This window comes from Streptococcus hillyeri (genome assembly GCF_003686955.1).
GTDB classification, from domain to species: domain Bacteria; phylum Bacillota; class Bacilli; order Lactobacillales; family Streptococcaceae; genus Streptococcus; species Streptococcus hillyeri.
The window spans coordinates 19,075-44,171 of record NZ_RCVM01000014.1; the positions used below are offsets into that span (position 1 = coordinate 19,075).

Below are 25,097 nucleotides of genomic sequence, written 5' to 3' on the forward strand. Positions count from 1 at the left end.
CTTGTCCTCCTATTCTTTAGTCCATAAGAGTCCTCATTTTCTTTGTAAATCCAGCGTCAACCACACAGACAACCTTGCGAGGTTTGCCTAGGGCCATACTTAATTCCAGCGCGTCAAACGCTGTGGAGACTTCTATTTTGTAAAATGTACTTTTATCTGTGATTTTTTTGGTCAAATTGGCTGCCGCATCATTGGCAAGAAAGACTAATTTGGCTTCTTGGTGCTGAATAGCTTTTATCACTAATTCCTCACCTGAAATAATCTTCCCTGCACGTTGGGCAAGTCCCAGCAAATTTGACAATTTTTCTTTGTTAGTCATACGTTTCCCGATTACTTGCTCTGCTATTCTAATCCTAACTCACGACGTTTAACCTTGTGGTCAACGTAAGCGATGAGTTCATCGTAGAAACTTTCTGGAACATCCATTGAAAAAGAGCGATTGAAAACCATTTTTTTCTTAGCTTGCGCTGCTTCTTCATTGTCCAGTTTAATGTAGGCTCCACGACCATTTGCCTTACCTGTCGGGTCGATAAAAACATCACCCTCTTTGGTCTTGACAATGCGGAGAAGATCACGCTTATCAATAATTTCACCTGAAACAACTGACTTGCGCAATGGGATTTTACGTGTTTTAGCCATCTTAAGATACCAAGTCCGTCTGTGATTCTAACCGATTGCTCACTTTTGACGGATTTCTTCCTTTCTGACTGAATTATGCCTCTTCTGTTGTGTCAACTTCTTCTGAAACAATTGTATCTGCTACGTTTTCTTCAACAGTTTCTACTGCCTCAGTAGCACCAGCTTCCTCTTCCCACTTAGCCATAATTTCTTCATACTCAGAAGCAGACTTGATGTCAATGCGGAAACCTGTTAGATGTGCAGCAAGGCGCACGTTTTGACCACGGCGTCCAATTGCAAGAGAAAGTTTACTATCTGGCACGACCACAGTTGCACGCTTGGCATCCTCTGGATCAAAGATAACGTAATCAACCTCAGCAGGGGCAATCGCATTATAGATAAAGTCTGCTGGGTCTTCTTGCCACTCAATCACATCAATATTTTCTTCAACCGGTACAGATAGACCTGTTTTAGCATCGACACGCATTGGGTGGAAATGGCTGATAACTTTTTTGATATTCGCACCGCCACGACCAACGATGGTACCAATAGCATCAACGTTTGGATTGTGGCTACGCACAGCAACCTTCGTACGGTCACCAGCTTCACGAGACACACTCATGATTTCAACAGTGCCATCAAACACCTCGGGAATTTCACGTTCCATAATACGTTTGATAAACTCTGGATGACTACGACTAACGAAAACATTAACACCTTTAGGGTTATTTTCAACTTTATAGACGTAAACATCAATCATGTCATGAGATTTCCATGTTTCACCAGGAATTTGGTCTTGGTGAGAAAGCTGAGCTTCTAAGCTACCAAGGTTCACATAAATGAAACGTTGGTCAAAACGCTCAACCGTACCAGTCATGATTTCACCTTGATGTTGCATGTATTCGTTATACATAATTTCACGAGTCTGTTTACGCATTTTTTCCATGATGGTTTGTTTAGCAGACTGAGCTGCAACACGACCAAACTCTTTGACTGATTCTTCAAAACGAATCTTGTCTCCAAGCTCGTAAGCAGAGCTGATAAGAAGAGCATCTTTCAAACTGATTTCAAGGCGTGAATCAAAAACTTCATCCACAACTTCACGAACAGTGAAGACTTGGAAATCACCTGTTTTTTCATTAAAGTCAACCACACAGCTTTCAGACTGACCGTAGCGGCGTTTGTATGCTGATTTTAGCGACTCAGTAACAGCGTCAATGATATCTTCTTTTTTAATGTGTTTTTCTTCTTCCAAAATCTGGAAGGCTGCTAGCATTTCTTTGCTCATAAATTAAGATACAATGGGCGTTAAGAAATCCGTATGAAAATAGGAAACTGACCGAAAATGCTCGCATCTAGGTCACGTTTATCTTTTTCACTAGGATTTTAGCCCGTGTTCAATTCCTTTCAAGTATAGTAATAGATAAAGGTGAATACGGAAAAACAGAAAACCAATCGACGACGCTTGCGTCTAGGTAACGTTTATCTTTTTGACAACGTCCGTAGCCCATATTCAATTCCTTTCTTAAACTAGGAAGACACAGCCACTTGGGCGTGTGCAATTCCTTTCAATAATAACGACTTAATCTGAAAAAGTAATAACATACTCTACAAACTATTTCACACCGCTCGTAGGGTATGTTCAATTCTTTTCAAAACATGTTAGGGCAATAGAGGCTGGAAATATTCCAACTCTTTATCTTTACTGTGGTAACTGTTTGGTGTTACCAACTGTCGTTGACAATAGACTACAACTTCACAGCAAGCCTAGCTTTCGCTACGCTACTATATGGAATTTCGACTATTTTCCGACGTGTCTTATCCAAATAGTCAATAGTTAATGTCTCGCCATCAAAATTTACTAAATCACCTTGGAAAATCTTGATTTTATCAATAGCCTGATAAAGAGACACATTGACATATTTCCCAATAGCAGCACTCAAGGCTTCCTTAGTTTTCAGTGGTCGCTCCAAACCTGGGCTTGAGACTTCCAACATATATTGTGCAGGAAAGGGATCCGGTTGAATGTTGTCTAACAGCGGACTGATAATCTCTGTCAGCACTGCTGTATCTTCAACTGTAATCCCCTCTGGCTTATCAACTAAAACCGATAAGACATAGTCGCTTCCCATTTTTTCGTATTCAATATCAACTAATTCAAATGGAGGAAGAATAGCTGGCGCTACCACTTCTGTTACCAATTCAACGATATTTGCGATGAGAATCACCTCCAATTTTTAAACATAGACAAAGGGCGTAGTTATCACTCGCCCCTTTCTTGTATATTTTATAATAGTATATCAGACTATTTATTGTATTGCAAGCAAAAAGCTCTAAAAATCACATTTAGCCTTCAATATGCGATTAGCGTTCTGATACTTGTTTAGCCAAAGCAAAGTTTCCAAGCGTTGCTGAACCATTTTCAGGAACAGCTGGTGTCACGATATATTCTGTCACATCTGGCACTGGTAGATAGCCATTTAATAGCGCTGTGAATTTATCACGAACTCGGCGAAGCATGTGTTCTTGCGCCATTACACCACCACCAAAGACAATTACCTGAGGACGGTACAACAAGGTTGCTTGCACCGCAGCTTGAGCAATATAATAAGCTTGTACATCCCAAACGTCTGAATTTTGCTCAATCAATTCTCCACGGATACCTGTGCGCGCTTCAAGTGACGGACCAGCAGCTAAACCTTCTAAACAGCCATTATGGAAAGGACAGACACCATTAAATTCATTGGAAACATCGCGTGGGTGACGGGCAACATAGGTATGTCCTGCTTCTGTGTGACCAAGACCACCGATAAACTCACCATTTTGAATAGCACCTGCACCAATACCCGTTCCAATAGTGTAATAGACTAATGATTTCACGTTCTTACGCACAAGGGCCTCACCATAGGCAGATGAGTTAACATCTGTTGTGAAATAAAATGGGATATTAAATTCTTTTTGGATTAAACCAAGCAAGTCCACATTTGCCCAGTGTTCTTTAGGTGTCGTTGTCACATAGCCGTAAGTTTGTGAATTTTGGTCAATATCAATCGGTCCAAATGAACCAATTGCAATACCAGCTAAACGGTCTTCGTAGCGTTTGAAAAATTCAACTGTTTTTTCAATCGTTTCATAAGGTGTTGTCGTTGGAAATTGTGTTTTTTCAACAACTTGAAAATTCTCATCACCAACTGCACAGACAAATTTTGTTCCGCCCGCTTCAAGGCTACCATATAATTTAGTCATCATTTTTCCTCTTAATATTTAATTTCTTCTATTATAACAAATTCCTACCAAATCACAAAGAAAGGGCTGAGATTTTACTCAGCACCTTCAATTATTCAAATGGATTATTTGACGTTAACAAGAGCTGCGCCAACAGCAACTGTTCCTGTAGCTACAGGAGTCACTTCTGCAAAGTCAGCTGTATTTGTCACGATAATCATCGTTGTGTCATCAAGACCAGCTTCAGCGATTGCAGCACGGTCAAATGTTCCAAGAACATCGCCCGCTTTAACACGTTGCTCAGCTTTAACAGTTTGTTTAAAGCCTTTACCGTCCATAGAGACAGTATCGATACCGATGTGCAGAAGAACTTCTGTACCGTTGTCGGATTTAACACCGTAAGCATGGCCTGTTTCAAAAGCGATTTGAACAACACCATCAACTGGTGAGTAAAGTGTCTCTCCGCTTGGTTTAACGGCGATACCTTTACCCATAGCACCTGATGAGAAGACTGGGTCATTAACATTTTCAAGGGCTACAACTTCACCCTCAAGTGGTGAAACGATTGTTTCTTCCGCCAAGGCAGCTGGAGCAACTGATTCCGCTACTTGAGTTGCCACCGGAGCAACCACTTCAGTTGCTTGAGCTGTTGCTGCTTCGTCTGCAAAAACTGCTGCTGCCTTAGATTTACCATAGGCGAATGTTAACCCAAATGCCACAGCAAATGCAATTAACTCAGCAACAATGTACATTGGAATTGTTGAAGCTTTGATTGAAAGGAATCCGATAAATCCTGCTGCACCAAGTGAAACTGCAATAACGTGTGTTAAACCAGCAAATACCGCACCCGCTGCTGAACCAATAAGAGCGCAGAAGAATGGGAATTTGTATTTCAAGTTAACTCCAAACAAGGCTGGTTCTGTAATTCCCAAGAAAGCAGATACCGCTGCTGAACCTGAAAGACCTTTAGTTTTAGCATTTTTAGTCAAGAAGTAAATCGCTAAAGTTGCCGCACCTTGTGCCACGTTTGCCATTGAGGCTACAACAAAGATGTAGTCACCGAAACCTGTACCATTGTTATTGTATGCTGATAACAGTTGTGTTTCGATTGCTGGGAATGATTGGTGCAAACCAGTCATTACAATAAGAGAATATGTTCCACCAAAGACACCCATTCCTAACGCACCAGTTGTATCATACAACCAAACAATAACATTTGTAATGGCATCAGAAACTGTCATCATAACTGGGCCAATTGCCGCAAATGTCAAGAAACCTGTAATTAACACTGAAAGAAGTGGGGTAAAGGTAAAGTCAACTGCTGATGGCAATTTTTTGTGGAAGAATTTCTCAAGAACTGATAGCAACCAAACTGATACAAGAACTGGAATAACTTGGTAGTAATAGTTTGCTTGGGCAATTTCCCAACCAAACACATTCCAAGTTGCTAATTCAGCTGGATTCGCTGCTGTCATGATCATTCCAAGAGCCGCACCAAGGTACATATTAGCACCAAATCGTTTTGCCGCAGAAATAGCTACAAGAATTGGCAAGAACATGAACGGCGCCGCAGACATGAATTGAATCATTTCTGAAAGACCTTTGATAGCAGGGTACATTTCTTCTAGAGACTGTGGTCCAAATAAATCTGGTGATGTCAAGAAGTTACGCAAAGCCATCAAAAGACCACCAGCAACAAGTGCTGGAATAATTGGAACAAAGATATCTGAAAGAAGTTTAATCAAATCCATCAAAGGATTGAATTTCTTATCTTTATTTGCTATTTCTTTAAGGTCATCTGTTGAAACTTCTTTTAAGCCAGTAGCTTTAATTAATTCTGCATAAACGAAGTTAACGTCACCAGGACCAATGATAATTTGATACTGTCCATTAGTACTAAATGTACCTTTTACATCTGGATTCTCATCAAGCGCAACTTGATTTACTTTAGAATCATCCTTCAATACTAAACGTAAACGAGTCGCGCAGTGAGCTGCTGCAACTAAATTATCTTTACCAACGGCTTCAATGACCTCGGAAGCCACTTTACTATAATCCATAGTAATCTCCTTATTTATTTTTCTGAAAGCGATTAACTTTCTTTTACAGGAAATAGTTTATCATGCTTACGATAATATGTCAATCGTTTTGCAGAAAATTTATTTTTTTTATGTTTTTCGTTGATTTTTCGTGTGAAAACGTTTATCATATCAAGTGACATATTTTGACAGAAAGGAACTATTCAGTTGGATCATATCTAGCTGAATATGGGACTAATTCTCTGAAACAAGCTAAAACTTGCTAGGTACAAGATACCTTCGTTAGTTTTCCGTGTTTCTAAAGAAGTTTCGCAAGCGAAAGGTCCCTTGATATCTTACTATGAATCTACCTACTGAAGTACGTTATCGCCCCTATGCAGACTGGACCGCTGAGGAGAGAGCAACTATCGCTAAAAATGTCGCTAGCTCTCCTTGGCACACGACTTACCACTTGGAACCTAAGACAGGTCTTCTGAATGACCCAAATGGTTTCTCATTCTTTAATGGAAAATTTCAACTTTTCTATCAAAACTGGCCTTTCGGTGCCGCTCACGGATTAAAACAGTGGGTACACACGGAATCAGAAGACCTCGTTCATTTTAATGAAACAGGAGTCGTCCTTCTTCCTGACCACGCGCACGATAGTCACGGTGCCTACTCTGGTTCTGCCTATGAAATTGATGACAAACTGTTCTTATTTTACACTGGAAATGTCCGTGATGAAAATTGGGTTCGTGACCCACTTCAAATCGGTGCCTGGATGGATAAAGAAGGGCAGATTGAAAAATTTGAAAATGTCCTTATCCAACAACCATCTGATGTAACCGAACACTTCCGTGACCCTCAAATTTTTGATTACAAGGGACAGTTTTACGCGATTGTTGGTGCTCAAAGTTTAGAAAAATCTGGTTTTATCAAACTCTATAAAGCAGTTGATAACAATGTTCAAAACTGGGAACTTGTCGGTGACCTTGATTTTGGCGGAACAGGCTCAGAATACATGATTGAGTGTCCAAACCTCGTTTTTGTAGATGGCAAACCGGTACTTCTTTACAGCCCACAAGGCCTTGATAAGTCTGAGCTCGCTTACGATAACATTTACCCAAATACTTATAAAGTTTTTGACCATTTTGACACAGAAGCACCAGCTTTGACAGGAAATGGAACATTAGAAAACCTAGACTATGGCTTTGAGGCCTATGCCACTCAAGGCTTTAACGCTCCAGATGGACGCGCTCTTATCGTTAGCTGGATTGGGTTGCCAGATGTTGATTACCCAACTGACCGCTACGATTACCAGGGAGCTATGAGTTTGGTCAAAGAGCTTTCTATCAAAGATGGCAAACTCTACCAAACACCTGTGGCGGCTATGGAAACTCTCCGTCAAACAACAGAAACCTTGACGAGCAAGTCTGCTACTAACAACATCTACGAACTAGAATTCACCGTTCCCGCAAACACAACTGCTGACCTTATGTTGTTTGCTGATGAGGCTGGAAATGGCTTGCGCTTGACCGTTGATACTGAGAATGGAAAAGTCATTTTAGATCGCTCTGCTTGTGGGAAACAATACGCAACAGACTTTGGAACAAGTCGTGACTGTGACATCGAAACTGCTGAAACCAGCATCCGCCTTTTTGCCGATAAATCAGTCGTGGAAATCTTTGTCAACGGTGGTGAAAAAGTCTTTACCAGCCGTGTCTTCCCAACAGAAAATCAAACTGGTTTGGTCGTTCCTAAAGGCATCACAGGCACGTACTACGAACTGGGGTAGGCTATGGTCGCAAAACTTACTGACGTTGCAGCTTTGGCAGGCGTAAGTCCTACCACCGTTTCACGTGTTATCAATAATAAAGGCTATCTCTCTCAGAAAACCATCGAAAAAGTTCGCGCAGCAATGAAAGAGCTCAATTATCAGCCAAATACACTCGCCAGAAGCCTTCAAGGAAAATCAGCCAAGCTCATTGGATTAATTTTCCCAAGCACTAGCAACATCTTCTACGCTGAACTCATTGAACATCTAGAGCACGAGCTCTTTCAAAAGGGTTACAAAGCTATCATCTGCAACAGCGAAAGTGACCCTGTTAAGGAGCGTGAGTACCTTGAAATGCTTGGTGCACATCAGGTTGACGGTATCATATCATCTAGCCATAATTTGGGAATTGATGATTATGAAAAGGTTGAAGCACCTATCGTTGCCTTTGACCGTAATCTAGCCCCAAATGTCCCTATCGTCTCCTCGGATAACTTTTCTGGCGGAAAAATGGCTGCGCAACTCTTGGAGAAAAACGGCTGCCAAAACATTATCATGATTACCGGAAACGACAATTCAAACTCTCCAACCGGACTGCGTGCGCTAGGGTTTAACTATCCTCGCAAAAATCGCCCCGTCATCAACGTTCCAAGTAATCTATCGACGCTCCGCAGAGAAATGGAAATTCGTTCTATTCTAGCCACCCAAAAACCAGACGGCGTGTTCGCTTCGGACGACTTAACCGCTATTTTGGTGATGAAAATGGCAGAGCAACTAGACCTCTCTCTCTCTACAGACCTAAAAGTCGTTGGCTATGATGGCACACAATTCATTGAAAATTACTTCCCTCAACTCACAACCATCAAACAACCCTTGCAAGAAATCGCTAGCTTAATTGTTGATGTGTTGTTGAAAAAAATTTCTGGGGAACCTACTCAAAAAGATTACATTCTGCCTGTGCAAGTCCTCAGTGGACATATCCTATAACCAAACTGCCTGATAGTAACCATTTCAACAGACTATCAGGTATTTTTATGCTATAATTAACGACGTTATGACCTTATCAAAAAACATCTTTTTAAACGTGATACTCTTTTTGAGCATTCTTGGACTAGGCTTTCTAAAAACCTCGCCAGTCTTTTCAGACGACTTTGATGTTGCTGCTAAACATGCCTTTGCTCTTGAAAGCTCGACAGGAAAAATCTTATACGCTAAGGATTCTAATACCCCAGTAGCCATCTCTGATTACGCTTATGAATTAACCTCAAATTGGGAAATCAGTAATGTTCCCATGACAAAACGCTCCTACACGGTCAAGGAACTTGTCGATGCCAGCTTACTAGCCAGTTCAAACAGCGCAGCCATTGCCCTTGCCGAACACCTAGCCGGTAGCGAGCCAGCCTTTGTTGACCTCATTAAGCGCCAATTAGAAACTTGGGGAATTACAGATACCAAACTGGTCAATGCCACTGGACTTAATAACAAGTATTTAGGCGATCACATTTACCCCAATTCCCAAAAAGATGACGAGAACATGATGAGTGCTAAAAGTCTCGCTAAAATAGCTTACCATCTGATTACGGACTACCCTGATGTTTTGACCATTACAAACCAAGCAGGCAGTAATTTTGATGGAAAGCCAATTCAAAATACCAACGCCATGCTGACAGGAATGCCTAGATATCGCAAAGGTGTCGACGGTCTTAAAACGGGCTCAACGGAACGTGCAGGTCACTGCTTTGTTTCTACTGCGACTGTTAATAACATGCGGGTGATTACTGTCATTTTAAATGCTGATAATCCCAAGGACAACCCAAATGCACGATTTGAGGCGACAAATGCCTTACTCAACCATATTGAAGCAACCTTTGAGCCTCTAACTCTTTTTTCTGCTGGAGAAAAAGTAGGAAAAGCACCAGTCAAAGATGGTGAAAAAGAAACAGCTAACGCTATTCTCAAAAATGACTTCACTGTCATCACCACAAAAACGTTGACCAATCCAGCCCCTGCAAAACTCAACTTTACCGCCAACTTAAAAGCTCCTGTAAGAGCTAATCAACACATCGGAGACCTTACTTATCAAGATATAAACCTCATCGACCAAGGCTATCTTGATGCTCCACCATCTCTACCTCTCCTAGCACAAGATACTATCGAAACCAAGTTTATCTTAGAAATTTGGTGGGAAAATCTTGTGAACTACATCAACGAAAAACTCTAACAAATTCACATAACTATGCTAACTATCTATCAAATTAATCTCCCTAGTACCATTGCTCCCTTAACTGTCAAGGAGTTATTAGAAGAACAGTGGCTCGTCCCACGTAAAATCAGGCACTTCTTACGCACCAAAAGACACCTGTTGGTCAATGATGCCCATGTGACTTGGCAAACTACTGTCAAAGCAGGGGATAGGATTACACTCATGTTTGACCCTGACGATTATCCTGAAAAGCAGATTCCCTTTGGAGATAAGCAGTTGGTTGACTGTCTCTATGAGGATGAACACCTCATTATCGTCAATAAGCCCGAAGGCATGAAAACGCACGGCAATGAACCTACAGAAATCGCTCTCCTCAATCATGTCTCCGCCTATGTTGGTTCGACCTGCTATGTGGTGCACCGCTTGGACATGGAAACCAGTGGCGCCGTCCTCTTCGCTAAAAATCCCTTTGTCCTTCCCATCGTCAACCGATTACTTGAAACCAAGCAAATTAACCGACACTATTGGGCATTAGCATACGGTCTTTTCCAACAAAAACAGGTAACTTATCGCGATAAAATTGGACGTGACCGCCACGACCGAAGAAAACGGATAGTGGATTCCAAAAATGGGCAGACTGCCATCACCCATATCACTCGCTTAAAAACCTTTAACAACGCCACTCTCGTCAATTGCAGACTAGACACTGGACGTACCCACCAAATCCGAGTCCACCTCTCCCATCACGGTCATGCTTTAATCGGAGACCCCCTTTACAACTCAAAAGTTGCACCACGGCTCATGCTTCACGCCCACCAACTCAGCTTTACCCATCCCTTCACAAGAGAACAAATTACCGTTAAAGCCAATTCTCAAAGCTTTGAAAAAGGCATCTCCTCACAACAATGACACAAGCACCATTATTGTCTATATACCCAAAAACGACTGTTTTTAGCTCTCATAAAAATGAGAAGCCGATAGAACATTCGTTTTTTATTAGGTTTCACTTTATTTACAGGTGTCTTCTCCGTCTTTTTATAGATTCTTTATGTTATCTTAAGGTTCACTTTATTTTATCTAAATAATTTTGCGGTAAAATTTTTATGGGAAGAAATAGCATCGTGTCCATATCGTCAAGACCTCTTGACGATATGGACACGATGCTTAAACAATCACTGATGCTCCCTAAATTTTATCTTTACATTAAAGGAGAAGATTATTACATGTATAAAGGAAATGTGCCTAAATTTACATTACGTAAATTATCAGTAGGAATTGTCTCTCTAGGTGCTGGAGTGGCATTGATGGGAACGACACTCACTACAACTGTTCATGCGGATGAAGCTACAGCAGGAACAGCTACAACCACATCAACGACAACAGAAGCTGATAGCTCTGAGACAGAAACAAGTCATTCGACAAGCACTGAAACTACTGCTGTTGTTTCCACGCCATTAGAAACTGAAAGTTCAGAAGCTCCTAAACAAGTAGAAGAGAAAAAAGAGGACTCCGAATTAGAATCCTCTGTAACTAAAGTTGAGAATGATACAGTAGTCACTGAGACTTTAACAAAACCTAAGACTGAGACAGAACCAAAAACAGAGATCAAGACTGAGTATAAATTGGTCAATGAAAAAAAAGAGGGCGTTTCAGACATCAAGGAAGAGAAAAAAGTTCAAGATAGCAACATCATCTCTAAGAAAGAAAAAACCGACCTCTTCGATGTGACACGTGAATCTAGCATTGATGAAACTGGTACTCTTACAGTAACAACTACCATCAATCCAAAAGAAATCGATCATGGTGCAGAAGTTATCGTCTTGCTGGACACATCACGTAAAATGGTTCAGGCAGATAGCGGAGAAGCTTTCAAAAAAGCAAAAGAGAAAATTAAAGAGTTGGTCACTACCTTGGTGGGTGAAGGAGCTACTCACGGACAACGTAATTCTGTTCGTATTATTACATTTGACAAACACGCTTCTGAACTTCATAACTTAACTGCCGATAATATTGACAAAACTCTAAATAATATAGATACTGATACTAAATATCGAAATCAGTACGGCGTTGCCCTACAAGAAGCTATCCATAAAGCACGTACAACTTTTGACAGCGAGCGTGAAAAAGCAGAAAAAAATAAAACTATCAAATACAACAAACGCCAGCATATCGTTCTCTTCTCACAAGGAGAAGCAACTTTTAGTTATGATTTAACTGATAAAACAAAAGCCACAAAACAAGATATCAATGAAGATGTCACTTACAGTTATCCAATGTGGCCATTTTATTTTGATACAACAGTATCTAAAGGAAATATTGTTACAGATGCTCAAAGCGCTCTTGAATTGTTAGGAAAATTTGGTATTAACATAGAAGATGCTAAAAAAGCTATCCCATTAGCAAACATTGTAAATAAAACTCTCGGTTTATTTGGTGCTTTCTTAGGTGCTGATAACCCCTTAGATTACCGTACTCTCAAAGAGTTTAAATACGATGGTAAAGATGCAAGCCAATTTGATTACTCTAACAAGATTGGTGAAGGATACAATTATAGAAGCTTTTCTGATATTGATACCAATAGACCCGATGGTGCTTTGGAATTTATAAAGGAAAAAGTCAAAAATGCTGTTTCAAAAGATACCAAAGCCCTTGAAACATTACAATATTATTTCCCATTTGTAAAAACGGCTACAGACGCGACAATTGACGCTGTTTTAGACCGTCTTTTCCATCCAAGAAGTTATATCTTCCATAACCACAATCTAGCAGCTAAGGCAGAAGCTAAATTAGCTCAAAATGCTGATATTAAAGTTTATTCTGTCGATGTTACAACAGATACAAATTTTGAAAAGTTTGATAACTATTTGAAGAGCATGTCTGACAATGAAAATATGCTAGAAATTTCAAAAAACAACACTGAACTAGCAACTAAATTTAGAGATACTCTCAAAAACATTACAATTACAGATACATTAAAAGATATATTAGATATTTCCACATTGGTTAAACCCGATTCTTTAAAATATGAAGATAAAAAAGAATCAAGTTGGTTTGGTACCATTCAAAAATCAATATTGACATGGTCTCTTGACAAAGATGCTATCAAGGAAGCGTTTGAGCAAGGTAAACCTTTAACCGTTACTTACAAGATTAAAGTTAAAACACCTCATAATTCAAAAAGACCAGAGACAGCAATTTCTCCTGAGTTAAAATATACAATTAACGATAAGACAGAGAAAGCATCTTATATCCTTCAAGATATTAAATTCAAACAAGTGGAATCAAAAGTTGACAAAATCGTTGAAACTCACTCTGAGGGCATTGTCGAACTTGATAGCAAACTTGCACCTATTTCAGGTAGCAACGCTGGTTCTATTGATGATCAAGTGGAAATCATTGACGACACTACTACACCTAAAAAACCTGAAAGTGGTGTGGAACCTAAGGATGAAAAACCTCAAACAGATGGCGAAACAACTCCTGAGAACGATTCAACTAACCCTCAAGGTGATGCGAAACCTGAGTTGGATACTCCTGAGAATGATAACAAAGGTAATGGTAATAACTCTGGTAAAGAAACTATGCCTGAAAAACCTGAAACTAAAGAACCTGAGGTTGAAGAAAAACCTGAAGCTAAAGAGCCTGAGGTTGAAGACAAACCTGAGTTGGATACTCCTGAGAAAGATGACCAAGGTAAAGACAGCAACTCTGGTAAAGATACTATGCCTGAAAAACAACCTGAGGCTGATAAACAACCTAAAGTTGAAAGCAAGCCTGAGACAAAAGCAGCTGCTACAAAACAATCATCAGCTTCACGTGCAAATCAGTCAAGTGCTAACCAAAAGCTTCCATCAACAGGTGATAAAGAGTTAGTTCTTGCTACACTCCTCGGTATCGAATTGATGTTTACAGCTGGACTTTGCGCACGTCGTAAAGAAGACTAATCTTAATTCTCTCACAAGGTGATCATAGAAGAGTTAATAACTCCCTGCCACATGATTTGTGATACCACTAAAGATTAAGCAATGACCTTGTTCCTCATCACAGAGGCAAGGTCATTGCTTATTCGGATAAACTTTGGGGGAGCCTAATGCCTATCCACATCAATAGGACATCACAACTATTTTTCTTAAAACACCAAAAAACCAGCGATTGCTGGTTTTTTCTGATGTATTCAATTATAGCAAGGCTTTGAATTGGATATCTGAATCTTCTAAGAAGTAATCATCAAATCCACGTGGGTGGTGATATTCGATACGGTCTTTATCTAGTGGGTAAGTATACTTACCTCCAACTTCCCAGATAAATGGATGGAATTGGTATTGTAGGCGTTCTTTACGCATCTTCCAAAGTTGAAGGATTTCATCTGTCGATGCCATAAAGTTTGACCAAATATCGTAATGAACTGGAATGATAACTTTAGCACCAAGATTTTCAGCCATGCGTAACAGGTCAATAGAAGTCATTTTATCTTGGATACCGATTGGATTGTCTCCATAGTTATTGATGGCAACGTCAATGTTAAAGTCACGGCCGTGTTTCGCAAAATAATTTGAGAAGTGAGAATCAGCACCGTGGTAAATTGTTCCACCTGGTGTTTCAAAGACATAGTTAACAGCTTTTGATGCCATCAAGTCATCCGTAACTGGGAGACCGCGCAAGCTATTGCCATTTTCCTCATATCCTTCGATTGGTAAGGTTACAAGGCAAGTACGGTCAAATGACTCTACTGCTGTCACTTTAATGTCTTTAAAAGCAAAGCTATCACCTGGTTTGACCACTTGGATACGATCTTCAGGAACTCCCCATTTTTTCCAAATCTCAGCGCATCCGCTAGGCCCAACAAATTTGACATGAGATAATTTAGGATTATTAAGGATGGCTGCCGATGTTGAAATGTCCATATGGTCAGAGTGAACATGAGATACCAAATAGTAATCCAATTCATTGATGGCAAATGGGTCGATAACCATTGGTTGAACACGAAGATTTGGTTGTAATTTACGAACTCCTGACATGTTTGCCATTTGGTGACCCCAAATCATGTCTTTGACTTTTTTCGTTGATTTTCCACGGTTTGCCCAAAGGTCCATCACCACATTGGCACCCCCTGGTGTTTTAATCCAAACGCCACAGTTTCCTAACCACCACATGGCAAAATTGCCTTCTGGCACGACTTCTTCTTCAATTTCTTCGTTTAGCCAAGTTCCCCATTCTGGAAACGTTGACAAAATCCAAGATTCACGTGTAATGTCTTGTACCTTAACCATAATATTTTCCTCCTAGCTTACGTCTAAATGTTTATTTACAAGATTAGTATAACTCTGTAAACGCTATCAAAAAAGACCAAGAAATACACAGTCCTGTGTTCATAATTGGGCTGATACCCATTGATTACCAATAAGATTATTTCTAGTAAAAACTTAATGTTCATGAACAAAATAACATAAAGTGTTGATTTTTGATTTCTTTTAAGTTACAATAACATCGAAAACTAATAACCAAGGAGGTTCTCAACATGAGATCTAATAAAAAGACTATCAATCTGCTTTGCTTAAGTCTAGCAGCATTCCTGCTTGTTGGCTGTAATAAAACTTCCAGCCAATCAAGTCAACCAACGAAAAATGAGCCTGAGAAAATCGAAACGGTTCAATACACAGACGAACAATTACGCTCGGCAGAAAACACTCTGTCGGTTGCTTGGTACCAACAATCTGCAGAAGCCAAAGCCTTGTATTTACAGGGGTATCAAGTGGCGACTGAGCGTTTAAAAGGGCTTTTAGGACAACCAACCGAAAAACCTTATTCTATTGTCTTAGATATTGATGAAACCGTCTTAGACAATAGCCCTTATCAAGCCAAAAATGTCTTAGAAGGAACAGCCTTTACACCTGAAAGTTGGGACATTTGGGTACAAAAAAAAGCTGCAAAACCAGTTGCAGGTGCGAAAGATTTTCTTCAATTTGCAGATCAAAATGGTGTTCAAATCTACTACATTTCCGATCGTCAAGAAAGCCAAATTGATGCGACAATGGAAAACCTCGAAAAAGAGGGGCTTCCTGTTCAAGGACGTGACCACTTCCTCTTTTTAGCAGATGGTATGAAATCTAAGGAAAGCCGTCGTCAAAAAGTTCAAGAAACAACAAATCTAGTGATGCTATTTGGTGATAATTTAGTGGATTTTGCCGAATTTTCTAAGTCTTCTAAAGAGGACAGAGAACAACTATTAGACCAATTGCATCTTGAATTTGGTAGCAAATTTATCATCTTTCCAAATCCAATGTACGGCTCTTGGGAAAGTACCATCTATGGTGGTCAAAAACTTGATGCCAAAGGACAGAGAGAAGCACGCTTGAAAGCCTTAGAATCTTTTGAGTAAGCAAACCTTATTGCCTTTAGTAGAAATGATGCGTTTACTTATTATTTAAGAAAAAACTCTATTACACCCTTAATACTCTAAAATGTCACTATCAGAAAGTCCTAGCCTTACTCATTCTAGGACTTTTTCTATGCTTCTATTATACTTAACCAAAATCAAACATTATCGTTTTGATATGTAGCTGCTTTATAAGCCACTGCCTTCTTCAGTCTTATACAACAAAATCCCCATTTCCTCTGATACCAATTTCTGGTTACGTCAGAGAAAAATGAGGATTTCTTTTAAATTATACTAGAATCGGTAATACGTACGTGGTCCGTAACTATAACCTTGATTACGGTAATGTTCAAGGATACGGTCACTATCACGACGGCGTGAGACTTCTGGCATTTTTAAGCTACGATCATAGCCATGATAGTCTTCATTTGAAATATTGTACACAGCATTCCAACGGTGCGTATTCTTCATAAAGTTATTTCCGCGGAGTGTGTAGGTGTGGTTTTTATTAGTCCCATCAATCGTGTCATTCCAGGTGAGGTCTAAGTGATAGAAAGCCCCGTCTACTTTAACAATATTCCAAGCGTGCAGGCTATTCATTCCCATACGAGGATCTCCAAATCCTTGAATATAGTAGACATCTAAGCCTGCTAACTGTCCCATATCTTTAAAAAGCTGCGCGTAAGCTTGGCATACCGCTTCTTTATCTTTCAAAAAGGCATATGGTGTCTGCACTGAAATACCTGTTGGCGTTAGGCTACCGACACCACTATTGGCATAGCGATAATTTGTCATGATATAATCTTGAATTTTATCAATTTTGGTAACTTCAGAATCCGTCTCATTGATATTGTCGCGTGTCCATTGACGAATATGGTCCATGTACTCTTGATGTTGAACATCTGTCATGTAATATTCAGGCTTCAAGGTTACAGTGACTTCATCAACACCTTGAAATCCATCAACTCGCCAGCTGAAGCTTTTTGAAATGCCTCGTGCATTTGGAGTATCTGAAAGGGTCTCTTTGACAAAACGACCGATACCTTCTGAAAGATTTTCGCCCATTTCCGATTGCTTCACGGTAAATTTAATCGTTTTAGTGCGTAGGCGATGTGCTTCATCCGCACGCTCTTTCAAGGTGTTTAAATCACTGATGCCACTAAGATCTGCTAACTCTTGGTTATAGGCCGTAACATTAGTATTTCGATAATCTTTGAGGTTATAGCCTTCATTTTTGAAGTGTTCTAATGTTGGGAGGTTAGGATCAATATTCGGACGAGTAGATCTGGCTGGGCGACGACGGTAATCTGCTCTATTATTATAACGACGTGTCGCAGCACGATTCATCTCGTCAATCACATTAATATTATGTCTAATCTGCTCTGCCGATTGTGCCAAAATAGCAATATTTTCATTTGATGTGTATGAACGTTGATTGATAAAGGTTACCAAGTCTTCCGTCAATACACGGATTTTGGCATTTGTAGTGTATAAATTGTCATTAATCAAACGGTAATTCTCATCACTAGGATACCAATTTTGAATCATCTTCTGACGTGACGCATCTAACTGGTCCAATTCGCTTAACTGAGCATAGTGCTGCTCGACAAAACTTCCCTTATCATCTATCTGATTTAATGAGTCACGATACTGTTGTACCTGTACGTCAAAATGTTCGATATGGGGATTATTTTCAACGTGTTTAGTACGATACTCCTGAATAGCTGATGAGGCACGCTCTTGCAAACGATCAACTTCTGCTTTTAATTCGTTTAAAGTCTGTTGCGATTCTTGCGATAACTCTCTATCATCACTAACAGCTTTCCAGCGTGAGTAGTTATCTACTAATTGTTTCCGCTCGGATTCTAGCTGATCATATTCATTACGGTCATCACGATATGGATCTTCCAATTCTGATAACACCCGTTCTGACCTTGTGTCATATGTCGTTCTCACATCATAAAATGGATATTCCTCTGTTGCGATTTCTACCATTCGATGACCGACTGGTTCTGAGTAAGTCTCTTCTAAACCAGCTGTTGCTTCAGCAGGATAACTATCTTCAACAACGGATGTTAAAAGATTTGTAGCATAGCTGCCTGTATAGCTAGTGTCAGCTTTTACATCGACTGCGCTTACAGTTGTTAGCCCAGCTGTTGTAAGAATAACACTTGCCAGTGTACGAAATGTTTTGGCCATAAATGCCCCCTTCTTAATGCCGTAAGAGATTTAAACTTCTCTTAAAAATTTAACTGAACACTTTCTATCGAAGTGTCTAGAAAATTATAACATTTCTGATAACTCAAGTAAATGATTAAATTAAAAATTCAGAAAGAAAATTAATTATTGAAAAAATTATGAAAATAACAAAATATTTATTTTATGCCATGTTTCAACGTATCTTACTAGAGTTTCTGTCAAAATATTCATCTTTTGGTTTATAATATTCTGTGAATTTTTATATTATCGTTTCAATTTTTAATTTTCAGAATAAAGGCATAACCTTCTGAAATATCTTGAAATCCTTTTCTTCGTGTGACAAAAGAGCACCCGTACGAATACATATACGCTATCTTGTTCACGCAAAAAAAAAAGACATAGCCATGCCAATCTATTGTCCACCTAGTTCGTCATTGATTAATTTTTGGGAAAATTACAGATTGATGATTTTGCAATAGGTTAGACGCTGTTGATTAGTCAATAAGCATTCATCTACTGCAAAAATAATAATACTCATCCAAAATCAAAATTAGCATTTTAGAACCTCTAATACTTTTGATGGACTACCGAACGAAGTGAGGCTAACATGTTTCTTTCGCTATAGTGGTATTCATGAGGCTGAGACAAAAATAGTTCTCAGCCACAAAAAAGCATCGAGAGTTCACTCTCGATATGAACGGATTTTTGGGAGAACTACAGAAATTGAAAGTCAATTTCATAGTAGTTCCCCCGCAAGGATGATTAGGGTGGACGCTGTCGAGTAGTCGACAAGTACATCCAATCATCTACTGCGATAGAGATAAGCTCAAATCTAGCAATGAAACTCCGTAGGAGGTTTTGATGTTGACTTTGTCAACTCTATTTCCCACCTCCAAAGGTCTCCCAGACCTTTGGAGCGTCCGCACTTTTAAGAAAGAAACAAAAAGTAATTTTTGATTTTTGTTAAGTATAAGCTCAAATCTTGATACTCATCTCAAAATAGGCCCTATAACTAAAAACAGCCCAGTATCTTACGATATCTGGGTTCATATAAACTGATAAAACTATCATGAGCTGAGCATTTTGCTTAGCTTTTTAATCCCTTTTAGCCATTAAAAAACGTTCTCAGCATATCATCCATACTCTGGATGGGATACAATCATTTTCTTGCTATTTAAAAGCGTTAAACAATGATATCCAAAAGAAATTCTTGATTGAGAACTTTTTCGATTTGACTTCTCAAGAGATAGGCTTCTGAATCGTCTTTCACATAGTGGCGAATGCTTTGATCTATGCTCGTACGAATATCTTGTTCCACATCTCGTCCTTTATGTTTCACAAAACGAATCAATCGGATCAAATCACTTTCGGATAAAATCGGATTAATTACTAAACTTGGTACAGGAGACTCTATGGCATCTGTTGTTGTTACCACAACATCCGATGTAATCAAATCTCTTACACTATGGAATTGTTCTGAGGTAAATACAGCTTCAATATGGTGTAGGGGTAAATAGGTCTGACATTGCTTTAGCAATAATTTCTGAATGGCTATCCCCTCATCACAGACTAAAATGATGCGACAATTCTTTCTTTCATTATGATGACGTCTCAGTTCTCCACCTAGATGAACCGTTAGGTAGGCAATGTCATCTGGTGTTAGCGTAATCCCCCAAGCTTTTTCAAGCATCTCAGCACAGACCTGCGTCATCGCAAAAAGCTCTGCATACTTATCTTGAATGTGCTCTGTTAGCGGATTTGTAGAAAAAATGCCATAAGTCTTTCGGTAAACCAATGCTTTGCAGTGTCTGAGCAATTGGTTAATCAATTCTTTTTCATGGGTAAATTCTAAATGAAATCGGACTTTTAACTGCGAAATAAAACCTTCAATATCGGAGCGCATCTCGTCGTAATCTCGGCTTTCTAGATGGGCATCTCGATCTTTACGATAGGCCAGCAATAGCATCGCAATCAATCCAATTTCCCCTTCATCCAATGGAAAATCACAGTCATTTTTCAAGCCCGTCGCCAAATCGATGGCTAGGCTATATTCCTTACGATGGGCAATCCGCTGAAAGTCTTGCTCTAATTGCCCTTTTTCTGTAGCCGTAAGATAAGTATTACGATAGCATAGCAATAAGTAAGGGAAGCGTTTTAGGAACAATTGACTATCTTGATAATTTAGAGTTTTCCCTAATTGCTTTCGGGATTTTTTTAGAAAATCATCAATATAACTCATCACATGTTGCGGAACATGAAGTGACAGTTCTAAATAATTTTCCATTTTATCTTGAAAAATCGTCATAAAATGCTGGCTAGTTAAACGTTCAAGGTCATCTAACAACTTGTAAAAAAATTGAAATTTTGACAAGGGATGAGTGTCAAAATAATAGCCACACGACTTCGTTGATAATAGTTTGATTTGATATTGTTCTAAAGAGAGTTGTCTTCTTATCTCATTCAAATCATTTAAAACGGTATTTCGTGAAACCCCTGTCAGCGTCATTAATTTTTCAATGGTTACCCGATCTAGTGAGGCAGCGATGTAGCTCATCATCAGCATTTGACGTTCTTCAATGCTCATCACATAGCTATAGTCATCCATTCCTTCTAATAACATGCGACAAGCATCTTTTTGTGTAGCAGTCAAAACAATACCAACTCGAGGATAGGCAATAATTTGATCAACTTCTTTAGGCAAGGCTTCGTTAATCTTATCAAGATGATAATAAATTTTGCGACGAGATTGATTCAGAGCTTTCGCAATGGTCATGACTGTTTCAGGTTCTTCCAATGCTAACAGATAATTCACCAATCCATAGCTTTTCTTGTCCAATAAGAGCATTCTTTCCTCCTCTTCTAATCACTATCCGATTTATACTTAACAAAAATCAAAAATTACTTTTTGTTTCTTTCTTAAAAGTGCGGACGCTCCAAAGGTCTGGGAGATCTTTGGAGGTGGGAAATAGAGTTGACAAAGTCAACATCAAAACTCCTACGGAGTTTCATTGCTAGATTTGAGCTTATCTCTATCGCAGTAGATGATTGGCTGTGCTTGTCGACTACTCGACAGCGTCCACCCTAATCATCCTTGCGGGGGAACTACTACGGAATTGACTTTCAATTTCTGTAGTTCTCCCAAAAATCCGTTCTTATCAAGCCAATTCCCCTCGCTTTTTGATTTCTAAGCTCAGGCTGACACTGTCCACTGGACAGTGTCACTGATATGAATACCACTATAACGAAAGAAACATGTTAACCTCACTTCGTTCGGTGGTCTATCAATGATATCAGTGGTTCTAAAATGCTAATTTTGATTTTGGATGAGTATTATACGTTAAAAACATCTATACTCATTATAACATTTTTGTGCAAACGTATGCAGTTAAAAAAACAAAATTTACGAAACTGTCCCTTGCTCTTGACTATTAACATTTCCTAGCACATCTTTATAGCTCTCTAGTATTTTAAAAGAGCGGGAAGAAAGTCTAGTATTCAAGCCACTAGCCTTCATCCCTACTCTCACGACTGTTAGTGCTGGTCACCTTTTTGTCCGTAGTAAGCATTTGGTCCGTGCTTACGGAGATAATGTTTATCCAAAATATACTGCGGTGCAGGTTCAACACGTGGGTTGATTTGCTCTGTAAAGCGGTTCATTTTTGCCACTTCTTCAAGAACTACTGAATGGTAAACAGCTTGCGCAGGTGTTTTCCCCCAAGTAAATGGTCCATGATTACGGACAACAATACCCGGTACGGCTACTGGGTTTAAGCCACGGCGTGTAAATTCTTCAATAATGACCGAACCCGTTTCTTTTTCATAGGCTGTGTCAACTTCTTCTTTAGTCAATGAACGAGCACATGGGATTGGACCATAGAAATAATCTGCATGGGTCGTCCCATAAAATGGAATGTCACGACCAGCCTGTGCCCAACCAACCGCTTCAGTTGAGTGGGTGTGAACAACTGCTTGCACCTCTGGCCAAGCCTTATAGAGAGCAACATGAGTTGCCAAATCAGATGATGGGTTCAAGTCACCTTCGACCACATTTCCATCAAGGTCTGTAACCACCATGTTTTCAGGGCTTAATTTGTCATAGTCAACACCTGATGGTTTGATGACGATGCGTCCCAATTCACGGCAAACTTCAGAGACATTTCCCCATGTGAATTTAACCAATCCGTGCGCAGGAAGAGCAACATTCGCCTCATAGACACGTTGTCGCATTTCTTGTAAATCTTTTGCCATTAGATAACCTCTGCTTTCTTCATCAGTGGGTAAAGGAAGGCCTGCGCTTCTTGGATAGCGGCACGCGTTTCTTCCACCGTTTCACAATTTTCTGACCACATTTCAATCAAAAATGGACCGTTATAGTTGGTTTTCTTAATCACTGCAAACATGTTTTCCCAATCGACACAGCCTTTTCCAAAGGGCACATCACGAAATTGACCTTTAGAGGTTTCTGTCACTGGATAAGTGTCTTTCAAATGCAAGGCAGCAATGGACTGGTGCCCAAGGTAAAATTCACTCCAAATGTCATTGTGCCAAGCTGACACATTTCCCGTATCAGGATAGACAAAGAGGTAGGGAGAATCGATTTCTTTTTCCACCGCCCTGTATTTTTCAATTGAGGACATAAAAGGGTCATCCATAATTTCAATGGCTAAGATGACTTGAGCTTCTTCTGCCCAGTCGCATGATTTTCGAAGATTTTTGATGAAGCGCTCACGCGTTTCAGGAGATTTTTCCTCGTAATAGACATCGTAACCTGCTAATTGGATCGTCCTAACGCCTAAATCCTGAGCGAGTTCAATGCATTTTTTCATTAATTCAAGTGACTTTGCTTCAATTTCAGGATCATTAGATCCTAGCGGGTAGCGACGATGACCTGAGAAGCAAATGGTTGGAATTCGCACCCCTGTCTCATAAATGGCCTTAACCACTTCTAAACGCTCTGCCTTTGTCCAGTCTAAGCGTGCCAAACGGTCATCGGATTCGTCCACAGACATTTCCACAAAATCAAATCCTAGTTCTTTTGCAAATTCAAGACGTTCCAACCAGCTAAAGTGCTTTGGGGTCGCCTTTTCATAAATACCAATCGGACGAGCCATAATCTACCCCCAGATACGACGAATTTCATCCTTGAAAGCACGCGCTGCCCCAGCTGGATCTTCTGCTTCAGTAATGCCACGACCTGCAATGAAGGTAAAGACATCAACACCTTCAAAGAGTTTCAGGGTATCCACATCAAGACCACCGGTCACTGACACACGGAAGCCCATGTCAATCAGTTTTTTCACCTTATTAAGGTCTTTTTCACCCCAAGTTTCGCCAGCAAGAAGAGCGTCACGCGATTGGTGATAAATGGCTTGAGAAATGCCTGCATCCAACCAAAGCTGAGCCTGCTCATAAGTCCAGTCTCCGTACAATTCAATCTGAATTTCACCACGATCACCACGGATTTCTTCGATAGCTTTGCGAGCTGCTTCCATGGTTGGGATGGTCGCTGAACAAATACAAGTCATCCAGTCAGCACCACGTACCGCATTGTTTTTAGCGACTGTGCCACCAGCATCCGCACACTTGGTATCTGCAACGATGATTTTTTCTGGAAACAGGTTGCGAAGAACCTCAACCAATTCAGAACCCACTTGAAGAAGACAAACTGTCCCTGCTTCAATAATATCAACTTCATGACCAACGGAAACGGCTGCCTTAATGGCACCTTTTAAATCAGAATGGTCAAGTGCTACCTGTAAATTTGGAATATGTGTTGTCATAATCGTTACCTCTTCTAACTGTTATACTTCTTAACTCTCTAAATCCAATCCTTCAAGATAAGGACTATTTTTTGATTCTTCTACCATTGCCAGTACTTCTTCTGGTGTCTTACAGTCAACCAAGCGCTGAATTGAATTTTCCAATTCAAAAAGGGCAATAATTTGTGGAATGGCTACTGTCGTATGAATGGCTGCTGACTGTGCTGCCAAGGTTAGCAAGACAGACACCTCTTTACCATCTGAGAACGTGACTGGCTTAGTCAAGGTGATTAACGAGAACGAATCGCGTGACACACCCACTCCAGCTTGAGCATGTGGCATCGCCATACCAGGCATCAAAATATAATAAGGACCATATTCTTCTGTTGATGCAATAATCGCATCGTAGTATTCCTCGGTAATCGCACCGCTCTCAATCAAAGGATCACAAGCCAGATGTACCGCTTCTTGCCAAGTCTCAGCCGTAAGCCCCAAACGAATGGAATTGTTCTCAACAAATGATTGCTTTAAATTCATGATTAAACCTCTCTGATGTCATAAAACCGAGGGAGGTTGAACATCTCGTTTCAGCCTCCCTTAGCATTTGTTTTTCCTACAAAACTTCCCCAAGTTTTGCCTTAATTTCATTGTCATCCATCAAGTTATCAAGTCCTACGAGATGACCTTTTGTGCGTCCTTCTAATTCTTTAATCAAGTGATTTGACGCCACCACAATATCATAACCTGCAGCTAAGCCTTTAGCTTCCCCAACAGAGCATGACGCTGATTGGACATCTGTTACCCCAAGTTCACGAAGGGCTTTTTCCACTTTCATTTTGATCACCATTGATGATCCCATTCCATTTCCACACGCTGTAAGCACTTTAACCATTTTTATTTCCTCCATTTATTGTTTAAAACATAG

20 protein-coding genes are annotated in these 25,097 nt (G+C 39.9%); 6 read left to right on the forward strand and 14 right to left on the reverse strand.

Features of this window, described 5'->3' with window-relative positions; genetic code table 11:
• Nucleotides 1-16: 16 nt before the first annotated feature.
• The 6 genes from EAF07_RS07310 to EAF07_RS07335 all read right to left on the reverse strand — a co-directional run bounded on the left by EAF07_RS07310 (nt 17) and on the right by EAF07_RS07335 (nt 5,903).
• Nucleotides 17-319 carry a YlxQ-related RNA-binding protein gene (locus EAF07_RS07310; protein WP_121835928.1) on the reverse strand — a complete coding sequence of 101 codons (303 nt, stop codon included), beginning with the start codon at nt 317-319 and terminating at the stop codon, nt 17-19.
• 23 nt (nt 320-342) lie between these two features.
• On the reverse strand, nt 343-639 hold the full coding sequence (gene rnpM, locus EAF07_RS07315) for an RNase P modulator RnpM (RefSeq protein WP_121835929.1): 297 nt from the start codon (nt 637-639) through the stop codon (nt 343-345).
• Between the two features lie 73 nt (nt 640-712).
• Nucleotides 713-1,906: a transcription termination factor NusA gene (gene nusA, locus EAF07_RS07320; RefSeq protein WP_121835930.1), complete on the reverse strand. Its 1,194-nt coding sequence runs from the start codon at nt 1,904-1,906 to the stop codon at nt 713-715.
• Nucleotides 1,907-2,366: 460 nt separating this feature from the next.
• Nucleotides 2,367-2,852: a ribosome maturation factor RimP gene (gene rimP, locus EAF07_RS07325; RefSeq protein WP_121835931.1), complete on the reverse strand. Its 486-nt coding sequence runs from the start codon at nt 2,850-2,852 to the stop codon at nt 2,367-2,369.
• Nucleotides 2,853-2,982: 130 nt separating this feature from the next.
• Nucleotides 2,983-3,864: a fructokinase ScrK gene (gene scrK / locus EAF07_RS07330; RefSeq protein WP_121835952.1), complete on the reverse strand. Its 882-nt coding sequence runs from the start codon at nt 3,862-3,864 to the stop codon at nt 2,983-2,985.
• A gap of 104 nt (nt 3,865-3,968) precedes the next feature.
• A complete protein-coding gene (locus EAF07_RS07335) occupies nt 3,969-5,903 on the reverse strand; it encodes a sucrose-specific PTS transporter subunit IIBC (protein WP_121835932.1) in 1,935 nt (644 codons plus the stop codon).
• Nucleotides 5,904-6,222: 319 nt separating this feature from the next.
• On the opposite strand from EAF07_RS07335, the gene EAF07_RS07340 reads away from it, so the two are divergent.
• The 5 genes from EAF07_RS07340 to EAF07_RS07360 all read left to right on the forward strand — a co-directional run bounded on the left by EAF07_RS07340 (nt 6,223) and on the right by EAF07_RS07360 (nt 13,782).
• Nucleotides 6,223-7,656 carry a sucrose-6-phosphate hydrolase gene (locus EAF07_RS07340; RefSeq protein WP_121835933.1) on the forward strand — a complete coding sequence of 478 codons (1,434 nt, stop codon included), beginning with the start codon at nt 6,223-6,225 and terminating at the stop codon, nt 7,654-7,656.
• Between the two features lie 3 nt (nt 7,657-7,659).
• The gene (locus EAF07_RS07345; protein ID WP_121835934.1) at nt 7,660-8,622 is read left to right on the forward strand and encodes a LacI family DNA-binding transcriptional regulator; all 963 of its coding nucleotides are present in this window, start codon (nt 7,660-7,662) and stop codon (nt 8,620-8,622) included.
• 67 nt (nt 8,623-8,689) lie between these two features.
• Nucleotides 8,690-9,856, forward strand: coding sequence for a D-alanyl-D-alanine carboxypeptidase (locus tag EAF07_RS07350; protein ID WP_121835935.1), 1,167 nt, complete (start codon nt 8,690-8,692; stop codon nt 9,854-9,856).
• Between the two features lie 15 nt (nt 9,857-9,871).
• Entirely contained in the window at nt 9,872-10,747 is an 876-nt protein-coding gene (locus EAF07_RS07355; RefSeq protein ID WP_121835936.1) for an RluA family pseudouridine synthase, read from the forward strand.
• Between the two features lie 251 nt (nt 10,748-10,998).
• On the forward strand, nt 10,999-13,782 hold the full coding sequence (locus tag EAF07_RS07360) for a serum opacification factor (protein ID WP_183121674.1): 2,784 nt from the start codon (nt 10,999-11,001) through the stop codon (nt 13,780-13,782).
• Between the two features lie 234 nt (nt 13,783-14,016).
• Here the strand turns inward: EAF07_RS07360 and ulaG are convergent, their stop codons facing one another.
• Nucleotides 14,017-15,108: an L-ascorbate 6-phosphate lactonase gene (gene ulaG, locus EAF07_RS07365; protein WP_121835938.1), complete on the reverse strand. Its 1,092-nt coding sequence runs from the start codon at nt 15,106-15,108 to the stop codon at nt 14,017-14,019.
• 248 nt (nt 15,109-15,356) lie between these two features.
• Between ulaG and EAF07_RS07370 the strand changes: the two genes are divergently transcribed.
• Nucleotides 15,357-16,217, forward strand: coding sequence for a 5'-nucleotidase, lipoprotein e(P4) family (locus EAF07_RS07370; protein ID WP_121835939.1), 861 nt, complete (start codon nt 15,357-15,359; stop codon nt 16,215-16,217).
• A gap of 291 nt (nt 16,218-16,508) precedes the next feature.
• Here EAF07_RS07370 and EAF07_RS10790 read toward each other — a convergent pair whose 3' ends face one another.
• From EAF07_RS10790 to EAF07_RS07405, 7 genes are all read right to left on the reverse strand, one after another.
• The gene (locus tag EAF07_RS10790) at nt 16,509-18,413 is read right to left on the reverse strand and encodes a transglutaminase domain-containing protein (RefSeq protein WP_245962711.1); all 1,905 of its coding nucleotides are present in this window, start codon (nt 18,411-18,413) and stop codon (nt 16,509-16,511) included.
• A 1,183-nt stretch (nt 18,414-19,596) separates the two neighbouring features.
• Entirely contained in the window at nt 19,597-21,258 is a 1,662-nt protein-coding gene (locus tag EAF07_RS07380; RefSeq protein ID WP_121835940.1) for a BglG family transcription antiterminator, read from the reverse strand.
• Between the two features lie 686 nt (nt 21,259-21,944).
• Complete coding sequence (locus tag EAF07_RS07385; RefSeq protein WP_121835941.1) at nt 21,945-22,661, reverse strand: L-ribulose-5-phosphate 4-epimerase; 717 nt, start codon at nt 22,659-22,661, stop codon at nt 21,945-21,947.
• Entirely contained in the window at nt 22,661-23,524 is an 864-nt protein-coding gene (locus EAF07_RS07390; protein ID WP_121835942.1) for an L-ribulose-5-phosphate 3-epimerase, read from the reverse strand. Before EAF07_RS07390 ends, EAF07_RS07385 begins: the two co-directional genes overlap by 1 nt.
• A 3-nt stretch (nt 23,525-23,527) precedes the next feature.
• Nucleotides 23,528-24,193, reverse strand: a complete 666-nt coding sequence (locus tag EAF07_RS07395) for a 3-keto-L-gulonate-6-phosphate decarboxylase UlaD (protein WP_121835943.1) — start codon at nt 24,191-24,193, stop codon at nt 23,528-23,530.
• A gap of 30 nt (nt 24,194-24,223) precedes the next feature.
• Nucleotides 24,224-24,709, reverse strand: a complete 486-nt coding sequence (locus EAF07_RS07400; RefSeq protein ID WP_121835944.1) for a PTS sugar transporter subunit IIA — start codon at nt 24,707-24,709, stop codon at nt 24,224-24,226.
• Between the two features lie 76 nt (nt 24,710-24,785).
• Complete coding sequence (locus tag EAF07_RS07405; protein WP_121835945.1) at nt 24,786-25,064, reverse strand: PTS sugar transporter subunit IIB; 279 nt, start codon at nt 25,062-25,064, stop codon at nt 24,786-24,788.
• Between the last annotated feature and the right edge of the window lie 33 nt (nt 25,065-25,097).

What these genes read in the sequence shown, in the direction of transcription:
- EAF07_RS07345 (WP_121835934.1), top strand. Translation starts at nt 7,660, where the DNA reads ATGGTCGCAAAACTTACTGACGTTGCAGCTTTGGCAGGCGTAAGTCCT.
- EAF07_RS07390 (WP_121835942.1), bottom strand. Translation starts at nt 23,524, where the DNA reads ATGGCTCGTCCGATTGGTATTTATGAAAAGGCGACCCCAAAGCACTTT.
- EAF07_RS07335 (WP_121835932.1), bottom strand. Translation starts at nt 5,903, where the DNA reads ATGGATTATAGTAAAGTGGCTTCCGAGGTCATTGAAGCCGTTGGTAAA.
- EAF07_RS07350 (WP_121835935.1), top strand. Translation starts at nt 8,690, where the DNA reads ATGACCTTATCAAAAAACATCTTTTTAAACGTGATACTCTTTTTGAGC.
- EAF07_RS07340 (WP_121835933.1), top strand. Translation starts at nt 6,223, where the DNA reads ATGAATCTACCTACTGAAGTACGTTATCGCCCCTATGCAGACTGGACC.
- EAF07_RS07380 (WP_121835940.1), bottom strand. Translation starts at nt 21,258, where the DNA reads ATGCTCTTATTGGACAAGAAAAGCTATGGATTGGTGAATTATCTGTTA.
- EAF07_RS10790 (WP_245962711.1), bottom strand. Translation starts at nt 18,413, where the DNA reads ATGGCCAAAACATTTCGTACACTGGCAAGTGTTATTCTTACAACAGCT.
- EAF07_RS07395 (WP_121835943.1), bottom strand. Translation starts at nt 24,193, where the DNA reads ATGACAACACATATTCCAAATTTACAGGTAGCACTTGACCATTCTGAT.
- EAF07_RS07310 (WP_121835928.1), bottom strand. Translation starts at nt 319, where the DNA reads ATGACTAACAAAGAAAAATTGTCAAATTTGCTGGGACTTGCCCAACGT.
- ulaG (WP_121835938.1), bottom strand. Translation starts at nt 15,108, where the DNA reads ATGGTTAAGGTACAAGACATTACACGTGAATCTTGGATTTTGTCAACG.
- nusA (WP_121835930.1), bottom strand. Translation starts at nt 1,906, where the DNA reads ATGAGCAAAGAAATGCTAGCAGCCTTCCAGATTTTGGAAGAAGAAAAA.
- EAF07_RS07355 (WP_121835936.1), top strand. Translation starts at nt 9,872, where the DNA reads ATGCTAACTATCTATCAAATTAATCTCCCTAGTACCATTGCTCCCTTA.
- EAF07_RS07405 (WP_121835945.1), bottom strand. Translation starts at nt 25,064, where the DNA reads ATGGTTAAAGTGCTTACAGCGTGTGGAAATGGAATGGGATCATCAATG.
- EAF07_RS07360 (WP_183121674.1), top strand. Translation starts at nt 10,999, where the DNA reads ATGCTTAAACAATCACTGATGCTCCCTAAATTTTATCTTTACATTAAA.
- EAF07_RS07370 (WP_121835939.1), top strand. Translation starts at nt 15,357, where the DNA reads ATGAGATCTAATAAAAAGACTATCAATCTGCTTTGCTTAAGTCTAGCA.
- EAF07_RS07385 (WP_121835941.1), bottom strand. Translation starts at nt 22,661, where the DNA reads ATGGCAAAAGATTTACAAGAAATGCGACAACGTGTCTATGAGGCGAAT.
- EAF07_RS07400 (WP_121835944.1), bottom strand. Translation starts at nt 24,709, where the DNA reads ATGAATTTAAAGCAATCATTTGTTGAGAACAATTCCATTCGTTTGGGG.
- scrK (WP_121835952.1), bottom strand. Translation starts at nt 3,864, where the DNA reads ATGACTAAATTATATGGTAGCCTTGAAGCGGGCGGAACAAAATTTGTC.
- rnpM (WP_121835929.1), bottom strand. Translation starts at nt 639, where the DNA reads ATGGCTAAAACACGTAAAATCCCATTGCGCAAGTCAGTTGTTTCAGGT.